The organism is Algoriphagus sp. TR-M9 (assembly GCF_027594545.1).
Lineage (GTDB): Bacteria > Bacteroidota > Bacteroidia > Cytophagales > Cyclobacteriaceae > Algoriphagus > Algoriphagus halophytocola.
Genome location: NZ_CP115160.1, coordinates 4,751,649 through 4,764,452, shown reverse-complemented (window position 1 = coordinate 4,764,452; position 12,804 = coordinate 4,751,649). Strand labels below are relative to the sequence as shown.

Annotated in this window: 10 protein-coding genes; 2 read left to right on the top strand and 8 right to left on the bottom strand. The window is 42.9% G+C overall.

The genetic code is table 11. The features are described from left to right. Positions 1 to 32 precede the first annotated feature (32 nt). The 6 genes from PBT90_RS20170 to PBT90_RS20145 form a co-directional block, all read right to left on the bottom strand. Positions 33 to 1,184, bottom strand: a complete 1,152-nt coding sequence (locus PBT90_RS20170) for a BamA/TamA family outer membrane protein (RefSeq protein WP_270130932.1) — start codon at positions 1,182 to 1,184, stop codon at positions 33 to 35. Positions 1,185 to 1,216: 32 nt separating this feature from the next. After that, positions 1,217 to 2,005 carry a hypothetical protein gene (locus PBT90_RS20165; protein WP_270130930.1) on the bottom strand — a complete coding sequence of 263 codons (789 nt, stop codon included), beginning with the start codon at positions 2,003 to 2,005 and terminating at the stop codon, positions 1,217 to 1,219. A 177-nt stretch (positions 2,006 to 2,182) separates the two neighbouring features. After that, complete coding sequence (locus tag PBT90_RS20160; RefSeq protein WP_270130928.1) at positions 2,183 to 2,545, bottom strand: response regulator; 363 nt, start codon at positions 2,543 to 2,545, stop codon at positions 2,183 to 2,185. Further along, positions 2,520 to 5,690, bottom strand: a complete 3,171-nt coding sequence (locus PBT90_RS20155) for a PAS domain S-box protein (RefSeq protein ID WP_270130926.1) — start codon at positions 5,688 to 5,690, stop codon at positions 2,520 to 2,522. The genes PBT90_RS20160 and PBT90_RS20155 overlap by 26 nt, the downstream gene beginning before the upstream one ends. Before the next feature lie 480 nt (positions 5,691 to 6,170). Further along, entirely contained in the window at positions 6,171 to 7,562 is a 1,392-nt protein-coding gene (locus PBT90_RS20150) for a DUF1593 domain-containing protein (protein WP_270130923.1), read from the bottom strand. 212 nt (positions 7,563 to 7,774) lie between these two features. Beyond that, a complete protein-coding gene (locus PBT90_RS20145; protein WP_270130921.1) occupies positions 7,775 to 9,067 on the bottom strand; it encodes a nucleoside hydrolase-like domain-containing protein in 1,293 nt (430 codons plus the stop codon). 123 nt (positions 9,068 to 9,190) lie between these two features. On the opposite strand from PBT90_RS20145, the gene PBT90_RS20140 reads away from it, so the two are divergent. Next, positions 9,191 to 10,021: a helix-turn-helix domain-containing protein gene (locus PBT90_RS20140; protein ID WP_270130919.1), complete on the top strand. Its 831-nt coding sequence runs from the start codon at positions 9,191 to 9,193 to the stop codon at positions 10,019 to 10,021. Between the two features lie 192 nt (positions 10,022 to 10,213). Beyond that, positions 10,214 to 10,432, top strand: coding sequence for a DUF3820 family protein (locus PBT90_RS20135; RefSeq protein WP_264811493.1), 219 nt, complete (start codon positions 10,214 to 10,216; stop codon positions 10,430 to 10,432). Between the two features lie 36 nt (positions 10,433 to 10,468). On the opposite strand, the gene PBT90_RS20130 is transcribed toward PBT90_RS20135, so the two are convergent. After that, a complete protein-coding gene (locus tag PBT90_RS20130) occupies positions 10,469 to 11,590 on the bottom strand; it encodes a sensor histidine kinase (protein ID WP_270130916.1) in 1,122 nt (373 codons plus the stop codon). 10 nt (positions 11,591 to 11,600) lie between these two features. Beyond that, entirely contained in the window at positions 11,601 to 12,008 is a 408-nt protein-coding gene (locus PBT90_RS20125) for a response regulator (RefSeq protein WP_270130914.1), read from the bottom strand. Positions 12,009 to 12,804: the final 796 nt, after the last annotated feature.

Sequence of the window (12,804 nt, the reverse complement as noted above, 5' to 3'; positions counted from 1 at the left end):
TGCATTAAAGTCAGACCAAGTTGAACTAATCGTTAATTCCTGTTATTCCAGGCAGAGCCAAATACGATGTACCAGCCAAAATCCTCATTGGACCAGGCCACATCTATACCTGTCCGGATCCCAAACTTTCTTGCAATCAGGTAACGGAAGCCGGTTCCATAGTTATACACCAGATCTGCCTCTGAGAAGGACAGCTCTTGGGAAGTAGCTTTGGCTGCACCCACAAAACCCACAGCACTCCAGCGATCGGTAAAATCAAAACGCTGTTCGGTCTCTACTACATAAGTTTGATCTCCCTGGTATCTGGCCATGGGAACTCCCCGCATGGAAATCCCAGGTTTGAAATAAAATGGGGCTTCATTGAATTGGAAACGCCCTTCGGCCCGAAATCCGCTGACTAATTTTGGAGTGAACTTGAAGTATTGAAAAGCAGCTACATTAAAGTTTTGGTAATCGTAATCGCTACCTGTCCATCCGGCATTCACTTTGAAATCTGAAGTAATATAAAGTCCGGTATTCGGAGTGAAGACATTGTCCCGTTTATCAAATTCCAGCACTACTCCCAGGCCACTCAGGTTGTTGTCCAGGGCTTTTTCATCCACAAAATCCGGCAGAGGCAATTCACCTAGCCCAAAATCTGGCTGGACCTTATTGTGCAGGTACAAATATTCCAGACCAATAAACAACTGCGTGTCGCCTACTTGCCGAAGCACTGAAGCAAATGCAGCAGTGGTATTGAAGTTAAAGCCAAACTTGCGCTCTCCGAGCTGAAAAATATTTCTGTAAAAATCGAGATTAGCATCACCATAAACTGCTCCTAGACGGTATTTCAGTTTGTGTTTGGGCAGAGAAGCAATACGCATGGCACCCACGCCCCAGGTTTTGTTTCCGGTAATTCCCGCAAAAGCCGCTGTGATATCCGGAGGGACAAATTCCCCCATATCCTGATGCTTATTGGGCTGGATAAATATGGGTGTCAGCATCACTCCTATTCCTCCTAAGGCAGGTTCGGTTACGAGCTGTGCCACAGGAATAAAACCATGGTAATTGATCAGAAAGTCGCTCATATCCAGCTTACCATCCTCTGGGTCTTTGAACACCTCCATGCTCAACTTCTTTTTTTCCTGAGCCAAGCAAAGGCTAGAAGCTATAAAAAATAGAATTGCTGAATAAAGAATCCTCATTTGCTGAAAAGAAAGAATTAATATGCCTATAATTATTTCGGAAACAGGAAAATCACCACAGCTCTCCAGCCCCAATCTGCCTTACTCCCATCGGGTGCAGCTAGGTTTAATCTTGGACCTACCACAAATTGCGTTTTTTGCTTGCCAAGTGCAGTCACTGCGCTGATTGTCGGATTCAGCCAAACGGTGGAGGTGGAAGCTTTCCAGTTTTGCGTCCATTCCATGTTTGCCCCCAGACCTGCTCCTGATTTCCAGTTGTAAACTACAAAGGGCTGCACGAACATCTGGCTGACGTCCGGTCTATCCGCATTGCCGGCTACTGACCAGATTTGGTTGATCAGGCCACCTACTGTCCAGCCGTTTGCTTGCTTCAATGCCACAGCTGTTGGCCCCATTCCAAACTTTTTAGTGGTAAGGAAATCATTTGTACCTGTAGGAAGCAATAATGCCGGTCCTACCCCCCAGGTCAGTTTTTCTGAATTTGCAGGTGAGAAAAAGGCTGACATCACCGCATCACTCAATCCGGATTGTTTTTCACCTGGTGCAGTAATATTATACTGCGTGACCACCGGAAGTACCACCCTTGTGATTAGGTTGATATCTTCTGTGATAGAAATTGGGATTACCGGCTGGATATTCATGGTATTCCTTGTTCCCCTCCAGTCTCCAATCCCATAATCGGTATTATTTTGAAAAGGAACAGAGATCAGAGATGCGATGGGGTTGGCCAGTTTTTTGGCGAGTTCAGCGGCATCGTCTTGAGCTAATGATGAACTGAACGAGAGTATAAAAATAATTACAATGAGTATTGATTTCTTCATGATCTTCTTTTTCAAATAATGCGTAACATAAACAAAAATGCAAAAAATCACATAAACTAATTTAATTCTATTTGCTGATAAACAAAGAATATATTCATCTTAAAAGGCTAAAAACTGAATTCATAATTTTACGACCATCTAATTTTGAATTTAGTACAGCGTAAAATCCTCCTCCCTCTACAAGTGAACCAAATCAACGTCCTTGAGGGGCTTTACTAAGTAGGAGTGCACATTATGGTGTTTTTTGGCTTCATTTTTATCCTCGGGATCCACAGAGGAGGTCACTATATGCACTTGCAGATCAACTTCAGCAGCTTCTTTTGCAACAGCCGTCAAAAATTCCCAACCGTTCATTTTTGGCATATTCAAGTCCAGGAAAATGAGGTAAGTATTTTCAGGGTTACTTTTTATATGCTGAAGTCCTAGCAGCCCATTTTCAAAAGCTAAGAGTGAGGCATCCGGGTATTTTTTGCGGATTAGTCTAGCGTGAATAAAATTAATAATGGGATCATCGTCAATCAATAGGATTTGTGTTTTCATCTTCTTTCATCGCCTCAGTTTTATTTATTATATCATGGATCACTTGATCCAGCTCATCCGCTGAAGCGGAAATCAATTCCAGTATTTCATCGAGAGCCATGCCTCCACCATCCAGGTCTTTTATCAGGTAAATCAAACTCATGATTCGGGAAAGCGGAGCCCGGATCACATGGGACTGAAGCCAGGCTATCTCTCTCAACTTTTCATTTTGCTTTTTGATGCGCATGAGCTGCTTTTTAGATTCGGTGACATCCAAAGCAGAGCCAACGGATCTTATAGGAGTTCCGTTTTTATCTCTGAGTATGAAACAGCGATCCACAAAATATGCAATAGATCCATCTTCGGTATTGATCCTGTATTCAGCTGACCAGAAGTTTTGGGTTTTATCTGCCAAAGCTTTCTGAAGGGAAGCCCATACTTCATCCATCTCAGCGGTTGATAGTTTTACGCACCAGGAGTTTTCCTTATTGAAAGGCTCATTAGACTTATAGTTTACAAACTTAGTATAGCCAGCACCACGGTAAATAGTTTCCTTTTGATGATCCACCTCCCAGATCATCTCATTGCTGGCCTTTATCGCCAGCTGAAATCTCTCATTACTAAGGGCTAGTTGAAGTTCATTTTCCTTCCTTTCCGTGATATCCTGTATGGTCCCTTCTATTCTATAGGGCACCTGATGATCGTCTAGGAGCAGGCGAATCTCCTGTTGTACCCACTTTATTTCATTGGTAGCTGTAACTATCCTATGCTCGAAACTATTGATTCTGCCGGGTTCCAGGAATTTAATTGGCTCTGATTCCAGCAAGTACCTGTCATCTGGATGAAAGGTGTTTTTGAGATCTTCTAAGGTCGGTATAAAACTACCCGGAGTAAACCCATGTATTCTATAGGTCTCCTCGCTCCACTCTGTCAGGTCCGAATCCAAATTCCTGGACCAATAGCCAAGTTTGGCGATTTTCTGTGCTCTTTTCAGTCTTTCGTTGGTATTGCTGAGCTTGATTTCTGCCTCCTTTTGAGCAGTGATGTCTTTGGCTGCTGCCACAATAATTTTTGACTCCATGATGACCCTTCCCTTCCAGACCAGCCATTTTATGGCTCCCTCCTTGGTAAGGAAACGGGCTTCAAATGAATCCGCTTCTGCTCCATTGATTAGCTCATTCAGGCGTTTTTGAGCTTTTGGTCTATCCTCCTCCAGCAAGAAGGCAAAAACGGGTTTGCTGAACAACTCACTTTTATCATAGCCCAAAACTTCAGCAAAGGCATGGTTTACTTTCTTGAGGTATCCATCAAAACCCAGCAATCCATGAGGATCCGGCGATATATTAAAGAAACTACGGAATTGCTCTTCCGTCATCTTTTGCTTGAGGACTGCCGCCAGCTGTACTCCCAGCTCGCTCAGTATTTTGGCATGAGGCCCTATTTCTTTTTTGCTCAGAGGAGATAGGCAGATCAGGCATCCCAAAAACTCCTTGTTGTATAGCAAGGGGATTCCCAAGGCAGTTTGTAACTCCAAAGAATCAGCGGAATTGGCCCGTAAAAACAATTCATTTTCTTTGATATGCTCCAGGATTTGGGTCTGCCTCATTTTCCAAACGATTCCCGGTAGGCCATTTCCTAGTGAAAAGGTATGGATGTTAGAGGTGCTGGAATAAAACTCCCTGGCTACAGCTTTTTTGCCAGCTTTGGACAATAAATCCAAGCGTGACATATCCTCTGATATCATCCACATCTCTGCAATATCAAAATCACATTGCTTACAGATTTCTTCTAAAGCATCGGTAAGGCAGGTACTCAATGCCCCTGGCTGAGAGATGGCTTTGGTCAGGCTTGCCAGCAATTGGGCAGAGATTCTTTTTTCTACTTCATGAGTAACTTCCCGGGTGTTCGCTACTATACCGGCTAATACGGGGTCTTGAATATGGTTGGTCAGGTCTGTTTGAATCCAGCGCCAATTACCTTGAGCATCCTGAAATCTGTAAGGCTCTATAGCTATACTTTTCTTTGTCGCCAATTGCTCCAGGTCTTTCAATAGCCTGGGGGCATCCTCCTGATGGATGAATTCGAAGGCATTTCTACCCATAAACTCATCTGCGGGTATCCCTAGCACATTGAGGGAGGTGGGAGCCACATACTTGTAGTTCCCCTCAGCATCAATAATGGCTATGAGATCAGTGCCATTTTGTACCAAAGCCCGGAATCTGGCTTCACTATCAGCCAACTGCTGTTGAATCTGGTCTTGGCTGATCACATGGGACAGGTTAGAAATCAAAGTATTCACTATCTGGATATCGGTTTCTACAAATTCCCGGTCTACCTCAGAATCATCTATGGTGATAACACCCCTCATTTTACCTTTGATCATCAAAGGAATCTGCATTAGACTTTTTATCGCATGCCCTTCCAAAAAATCCTTACTTCTGGAATCAGGAAACTGAGCGGTCGTGACCTGAACCGGTTCCGCAGCTAGCATGGATTGTTGATAAGGCGGAAACTCTTCGTATAGAATTTCCCGGAATTCTCTAAAAAGCGGATTGGATCCCAGCTCACTTTTAGCCACCCAGATTATGGTAGTCCCGTGCCCATCAGGTTTACCTTTTGACTCCATACAGAAGCATATCCGGGTTACCTTTAAGTAATTGCCTAGAATCTGCAAAGATTGACGTAAGGCTTCAGTCCAACTTTCAGATTTCAGAAAAACCTCATTTATCTTGCCCACGGTAGCCAGTAGGGACTTTTGCTTCTCTATTTCTCTTTCTCTCTCGTAGCGGTCAGTCAGGTCTATAGCTGTCACGAGCTCAGCTTCCTTATCCTGATACCTTATGAGATTTCTTTTAATATGTACATAGAGAATACTTCCATCTTTCCTTTGATGCCTAAAAAGCCCACTGTCCTTATAGATCTCCTTTCTATCTCGTGTCTCTGCTATGGCCTTTTCCAAAATAGGAATATCCTCAGCAGGTCGGATATCTCTCAGGGTCATTTGCAAAAACTCTTCCTCCGAATACCCGTATTGCCTCATGGCTTCTTCGTTCACTTCCAGAAAAGCAAAGGTCTCCATATCATAAATCCACATCGGGAAGGGAGCCAAGTCGAAAGCCAGGTCTTTGGGCCTATTGTTTGAATAAGAGGATTTTGAATCAGCCATTTCCTCTATTTAACATTTAGCAGGCAATCAAACAAGCAAAAACGGGCAAAACACTGTTTAAGACTAAATATATAGCTAACCAAAAAAAGTAAGTGCATACTGATTAAAACAGGTTGAAAGCTATTTTCTGGCGATCCTACTCCTAGCCAGTATCTCAAATAAGAATGCTTACCCAGTGCGAAGCACGAAGGAGGTAAAGACTACTATCTCTCTACTCCGAATACGAACTTTATCCAGTCACTTTGCTGGTAAAAAAGTATATGCAAAAGACCTTGCTTTGATCATTATTCTATTTCTTCAGGATTTTTGACAGAGGTGCCTGCACCTAAGGGTGGGAAGTCAGAGGAAACTACTACACAATACGGTTTTTCTGAAACTTCCTTTGCGTGAGCTTGAATATACTACCCATGCCCTGTTGAAAAAAAGCTAAAACTACCCAGGTATATTGGATGCGTCGCCTACAGAATAAAGTTGAGCTGGTTATTTGCCTTCGATTATAATCCTACGGTAACTGGTCAGGTTCGGAGAACCATTATCTGTAACTTCACAGATCACATGCAGGGTCTTGCCTGAGAAATCGCTTGGAAGCTCAATTTTTACCAGTTTTGAGTCATTATTTGGGATATTGATTTCGCCTTCATAGGTACCTGCTTCCCGAATAATCCACCATTTAAAGCTCAACTCATCTCCCTCTGGGTCGGAGGATTTAGAAGCATCCAGCATCACAGACTGGCGTTTTTTCGCTTTTACTCTTAACAATTCTATGCCCTGCATTTTATTCACTACTACCGAAGGATTTCGATTTCCTTTTCCCTCCTTTGCCCAGTCCATACGGGCAGCGAAATTATTGAATGTGGCAGGATAGAAATGCTCCAGGTATTTCCTTGAAATGTCCGCTGCTGGAGAATTGAAATTGGAATAAGAAGAAGTCACCTTATCTTCTGTCAACTGAAAAACAGCATATCCTCCCCAACTTACCTGACTAGGAACCATAGGATCATTCAGTCCATTTGGCATCAGATGCAAGAACGCCGGCGTATCTCCTTCCACCCCGTATTTGTATTTGGGATAGACTGCTCCCAATGCCCCATGTCCTTGAATATGCTCCGCATAGGCTTCCCAATTTCGCTTGCCTGTACCATTTTGAAACTTCCAGGCCGACTCATCCCAGATAAACAGCAGGTCCTCTGCAAACTCCTTTCTCATCCAGTAATGAGAGCTGATATCGTATGGAGTTTTTTGGTCCCGGTCCTGATCAGTGATGGCATAGGTTGGGATTTTGTGGAGAAATTTCTTTAGCTCAGCTTCCGAGCGATTTTGCTTCACATCCCAGATAGCCTGAGCCAGGGTATTTCCACCGCCCCAAATCGTAATCCACAACGGTCTATCGTCTTTTTGGTCTGCCAGTTGGATGATAAAATCACTCCCTGCCGATTCGTTGCCTTCACCTAGAAATTTCAGTCCACGGTTTTCACTGCCAAACATGGTCACACTCCTAAGGTAGTCGGGACTTGGCCAATAACCTATAGTCTGCCGGGACTCATCTGCCTGGAACTGCTGCTGGTTGGAGCGTTTTTGAAGGTTAGGCAAATCCTTTTCATAGGCATCTATCGCTGCATGAATGAGCCCCATAAAGTCCTCGCGGGTTTTATCCAAACTCCAGCCTGTGGTGAAAATCAGGGCTTCAATCTCAAAGAGATCTGCATGGGCCATCAAGCGAACGAGGGATTCACTGTCATCCGTTTCCCAGGTGGACACATCGGTCAAAACAACTATTCTAGGTTTCGGAGGAGTTTTCTTTACATCTTGCTGCGCAAAAAGCGATGTAAAAACAAACGTGTTCAAAACTGCTATTAAAATGATTCTTTTCATCTGTTTATATTATGATTTTTATTCGTCACAACCTGTCCCATGACGAAGGATACGGGATGGAATCTCGCATGGATGACAATCATGCCAATGTGTGACTTTTTAGGTATGCCTGTCTGCCTCAGGCAGGCTCGATTTCATATTTCATGGTTATTATTAATCGTCGACAGTCCCTAGTCGACATTCCACGGTACGTAAATTTGAATGATTGCTAATCACTGTTCCAACCATTTCCATCTCTCAGCCCAGTCCATTAAAAACTCTTTTCTGAATTTTGAGATAGTTTTGGCTCCTTGCTGATCATCGATGAAAAGTGGCGCATCAACTCTATCACTATACCAATTGGCTCCCAACTGGTAATCATCTGGAGAAGGTTTCCCAGGCCAAGGAAAGGTGCTAATGTAAGCTCCTTCCAAACCGTCCAATTCTGCAATATCACTGGTAGTTTTATAGGTTCCCTTTTCAGGTTTTTTAGAAGAATACTTCACCCCATATATTCCATTTCCCAGATAATATCCGGGCCATACTTGGTTTTGAATTTCTATTTGGAAGACCACAGAATCCTCGGCAATAGCTAAATCTGGCCCTTCAAATCTCCACTCGATGGTCGCATAAGCCGCCACGGTATCTTGAACTGTGCTTCCTCCTTTGAATACATTTCTGGAACTGCGATTGATCTTCTCAAAACTTCCTCCCCAGCTTTCTCCGGTGGGATCATTGGGATTTCCGTCCATTAGGTAGACGAGCGAGGGAGTGTCGCCCATTTTGATGTCACCATCATAATATTTGATAAAATCCTTGCCCATAACACCTCGCCCAGCAATGTAGTTTTTGTAAAATGCATCTCCTTTCAAGTCTTCTGGAGAATCTTCATCCATAAACCAGCCTCTATACGTCGCGTTTGCTTCGATCATCCAAAGATCCGGATGATTTTCTGCTATGTAAGAATAGGCATTGATACTCCACTTTTTATTGGGACCACCTATCCAATATACTCTGATATTTTCTTTAATTTCAGGAGCATCATGCAGTGCTTGGGCAAGATCCTCTATCCCACCCCATACTAATATCCAAAGTGGCTGATCACTTTTTCTCTTTGCACAGGAAATTAACCATTCCGAACCTTCAGTAGGGATAGAGTACCCTTTGAAGGGCGCGTCATATTTCTCTCCTTGTTTGGTAATTGCTCTCAGGGATTCGGGGGTAGGAAGTTCTGGAGCATGGGCCAGCAGTTGACTGTAATCTTCTTCATAGAGGTCAATTATATCCCGAAAGTCCTCCGTGCTACCTTCTCCATATGGCGAAGAAACCAGCCCTTCGACATGGAATTGATCTGCGTACATCAAGAAGTGAATCATGGACTGGAAGTCATCTGGATCTGTTCCGCCTATGTCCGAGCTGATTAATATTCTCGGTTTAACCAGCTCTTTATTAAGATCATCACAACTTATCAATCCTACCACAAGCGATATCCCTATCAAAATTGTAAGTAGACTTTTGAATTTCATACTATTCGTTTTCTTAATTAGATTCTTTTGAAAAGATCCAGTAATTATTTCTTGGAGGTAAATTTATTCTCGTATTAAGACAAAAACCACCTATATTCCTTTTAAAACTTATCGATTTCCGAGATGAACAAACGTTTTGATGAAAAAAGAAATGTTTTCAAACCTTATGGTTTCTCCTGCGAAATGTGGGTCCCGAGCCTGATGCACAAACCTGATCGGCATAATGAAATCGAAATCAATTATTTCCCCGAAAAAGGCATCACTTATTTATTCCAAGGAAGGAAAATCGAGATGCCGGCCAATCGATTCACGCTTTTTTGGGCTTTGACACCTCATCAAATCGTAGGGTTTGAATCTCCGAAGCCCTATTATGTCTGCACAGTGCCCTTTTCTGTTTTTTTGGAATGGAAGTTAGCGCCAAGCTTTCTGGAGAAAATTCTGAGTGGACAAATTATAGCGGAGACGAATCCCACCTATTCCTCCATTGATGAATTTAATTTCAAACGCTGGTTTAGTGATTTTCAGGAAGAGAAAAACCCGAAAATTGCCTTGTTGGAGATTCAGGCTCGGGTAAATAGAATGGCCAGTGAATTTGTGCCTGATGCCTCAGAAAGCATCTCAGCTTCCCCTATCAAAGAAAGTAACCAAGTGGAAAAAATCGCGATGTTTATAGCCCAGAATTATAGCGAGTCCATTAAAGTATCAGACATTGGCCAGGCGATGGGTCTGCATCCTGACCACGCTAATTCCATTTTCAAAAAAACATTTGGAACCACGCTAAGTGAATACCTCACTGAAGAACGAATCTCCCATGCCCAGCGGGAATTATTGACCACGGATCTTCCCATCACCAAATTGGCTTTCAATTGTGGTTTCCAATCCATTAGTAGATTTAATGCGGCATTTCTGAAGATTACCGGATGCACCCCTCGCGAATTCAGAAAGCGAAATTGATTGTCATTTCATCTCCGCCAAAGCCCGATTATGATGGGCTGTCTTGTGCGAAATTAAAATCGCTCAGCATAAGCATACATCTTCCCCTTCCCAATACTTAAAAGCCCTAGCTTATGGGGCTTTAGCGAATAAACGCTGAAATTCCGCTAAAAAGAATGGATGAGAGTTACAAGTTCGGCCTACCTTTAGGCTATGGACCAACAAATTCTCATCGATCTGGTGACTAAAAAAATGCCTTACGGAAAGTACAAGGGCCGATTACTTTGTGATGTTCCCGAGCATTACCTGGTTTGGATGCATGGACAAGGCTTTCCCGAGGGGAAACTTGGCATGTGGCTGCATACCCTGTATGAGATTCGGCTAAATGGACTAGAGGGGATTTTGGCGGAGCTTAAGAAGCGGTATGGGTGAGGATTTTTAAGAGTGTGGAAGAGTTCAATTTTTAAATCACTTTATTTTTGGAAAATATATGTTAAAAGTTGTACCCTTCCCAGGTTCGCTTTGAACGGTGATGCTTCCTCCATGGTCCACCACTATTTTCTTGCAGAGTGCCAGCCCTATTCCACTGCCCGGAAATCCCGAAGTCAGTCGCTTGAAGGGTTGAAATGCCTGCTCTGCATACTTTTGATCAAAGCCGATCCCGTTATCTGAGACATTAATCAGATAACCATTGTCGGGAAATTTGGAAGAAAATTTAGCTGTATCTTGAAAAGAAATTGTAACCTTGGGGCAATCCTTATTGAATTTCAAGGCATTGCTGATCAGATTTCTGAAAAGCTGTTGGAGATGTAAATAAATACCTTGGATTTCTGGGAGAGTATCTACTTGGATCTTCGCATTTTTTTCGGAAATAACCATTTCATATTCAGCCAGTACATCTTTAACCACTTGGTTTAGATCCACTTGAGCATATTGTGATTGATCAGGGGAAAGTCTGGAAAATGCAAGTATATCCTTGATCAACTGGATCATTCTTTCAGCGCTGCTGTCTATCTTTTCAAGGTAATACTCAAGGCTCTCCCTATTGTCCATATCCTGTCGAGCCAAGTCTATAAATGCACGGATCTTCCTTATGGGCTCCTGTAGATCGTGGGAGGTCACGTAGGCAAATTCTTCAAGCTGCTTATTCTGTAGTGCAATGCTTTTGGCATCCCGGTCTTTTTGTTCTTCTGCAAGCTTCCTTTCCGTGAGGTCTCGGGTTACTTTGGTGAAACCTATGATATCTCCCTGCTCATCATGCAGTGCAGTGATTACCACATAAGCCCAAAATGTGCTGCCGTCTTTTCGAAGTCTCCAACCCTCATGGTCAGCTCTCCCGTTGGCGCTGGCTTCGGCTATCAGTCTAAACGGAAGTCTATCTTTTCTGTCTTGCGCTGGATAAAAAATACTGAAATTTCTACCCAGGATTTCGTCTTCCCTATAACCTTTGATCTTTTCTGCTCCCCTGTTCCAATTGCGGATATTACCTTCCGTATCTAGTAAAATGATGGCATAATCCTCCACTTCTTCAATCATTCGCTGAAAGCGAACGTCATCCAGCAGGGTTCGTTTAGTTTCATTGCTTCGCATTTCGTTAATTTCAATTCAAAACGTATGGCATTTCCACGCCCGAAATCAATTTAGTAATTGTTTCGCTTAGCTGGCTAATACTCGTCACCTTAGTAAAGAAATGTGAAGCCCCCAGCTTTTTGCAATCCTCTATATCTCCCCGAAAAGAGGAGGTGGAGAATATAATTATAGGAACATCCTTATAGCCTTGTAGCTTCCGGATTTTTGACAAACATTCCTTTCCAGAAAGCATTGGCATATTGAGATCCAAAAAAATGTAGTGTGGCTTTTCGTCTTGATCTGTTAATAGATCCAATCCACAAATCCCATTCGATGCGGTGGCATAGTTAATCGAAAAAGGAACTTTTTTCAAGGCCATTTCGAAGAATTCCCTATCATCTGGATCATCATCAATAAGAAGGAAATTTACGTCAGACATATAGGATCATTGTTTAAGGTGAAATTAACTGTTAATTTTTTAATATGCTGTAGAAATTCCTTAAAGAATGTCCCTTTGACATACTTCGGCTCGCTCAGTATCCAGACTCAGGGAATTTAAACAAGAGGAAAAGATTAAAGTGAAAATCTGGGTATATGGCGGGGTAATTTCCGTGCTTACGGCAAGCAGGCGACCAGAATTTGCAAAGCACCTTGTAAGCTGGGTAGGGTGAAAATTCAAGTAATTCTTCTTATGCTTACTTTTTGAAGGCAAAAAGTAACAAAAACCTTCGTCAAATTAATGCTTCAGCGCGCTATCCCAACAGCCTGCCCCGCTATTTTGACCTCCTCCCACTCAGTCCAAGTTACGAATACATTTTAATAACAACTTGAAGTGTGGAAAAAGGAATAAATCTGGGGATATGACCTGTCATTTCCATGCCTTAGGCAGGCAGGCGCGACCAGAGGAAATCGAAATTATTATGTAATGAACGATGAATTGAGTGGAAGTCAGTAGACTGCACTGCATCGGCCACAAGTCACGAAGGCTTTCCAAAAAAGAGAGAAATGCCGTAGGCATGCCCAGGGTTTTAACCCTGGGATTTAAGAAATAATAGTAGAACCAGCGCTGGCTCGAAATTTTAATTCGGAGATTAAAGTACTATGCCAGCAAGAGGGAAACGAAATCCGAGTTGGATATCCTTGCTATTGACGTGTGACAGAGACCATGGAGGAAAACTATCATACGCAAAGTCCCATAGGGACGAAATCTGGGTAGCGGCGGGTTTTAACCCGGC

What these genes read in the sequence shown, in the direction of transcription:
- PBT90_RS20170 (WP_270130932.1), bottom strand. Translation starts at nt 1,184, where the DNA reads ATGAGGATTCTTTATTCAGCAATTCTATTTTTTATAGCTTCTAGCCTT.
- PBT90_RS20165 (WP_270130930.1), bottom strand. Translation starts at nt 2,005, where the DNA reads ATGAAGAAATCAATACTCATTGTAATTATTTTTATACTCTCGTTCAGT.
- PBT90_RS20160 (WP_270130928.1), bottom strand. Translation starts at nt 2,545, where the DNA reads ATGAAAACACAAATCCTATTGATTGACGATGATCCCATTATTAATTTT.
- PBT90_RS20155 (WP_270130926.1), bottom strand. Translation starts at nt 5,690, where the DNA reads ATGGCTGATTCAAAATCCTCTTATTCAAACAATAGGCCCAAAGACCTG.
- PBT90_RS20150 (WP_270130923.1), bottom strand. Translation starts at nt 7,562, where the DNA reads ATGAAAAGAATCATTTTAATAGCAGTTTTGAACACGTTTGTTTTTACA.
- PBT90_RS20145 (WP_270130921.1), bottom strand. Translation starts at nt 9,067, where the DNA reads ATGAAATTCAAAAGTCTACTTACAATTTTGATAGGGATATCGCTTGTG.
- PBT90_RS20140 (WP_270130919.1), top strand. Translation starts at nt 9,191, where the DNA reads ATGAACAAACGTTTTGATGAAAAAAGAAATGTTTTCAAACCTTATGGT.
- PBT90_RS20135 (WP_264811493.1), top strand. Translation starts at nt 10,214, where the DNA reads ATGGACCAACAAATTCTCATCGATCTGGTGACTAAAAAAATGCCTTAC.
- PBT90_RS20130 (WP_270130916.1), bottom strand. Translation starts at nt 11,590, where the DNA reads ATGCGAAGCAATGAAACTAAACGAACCCTGCTGGATGACGTTCGCTTT.
- PBT90_RS20125 (WP_270130914.1), bottom strand. Translation starts at nt 12,008, where the DNA reads ATGTCTGACGTAAATTTCCTTCTTATTGATGATGATCCAGATGATAGG.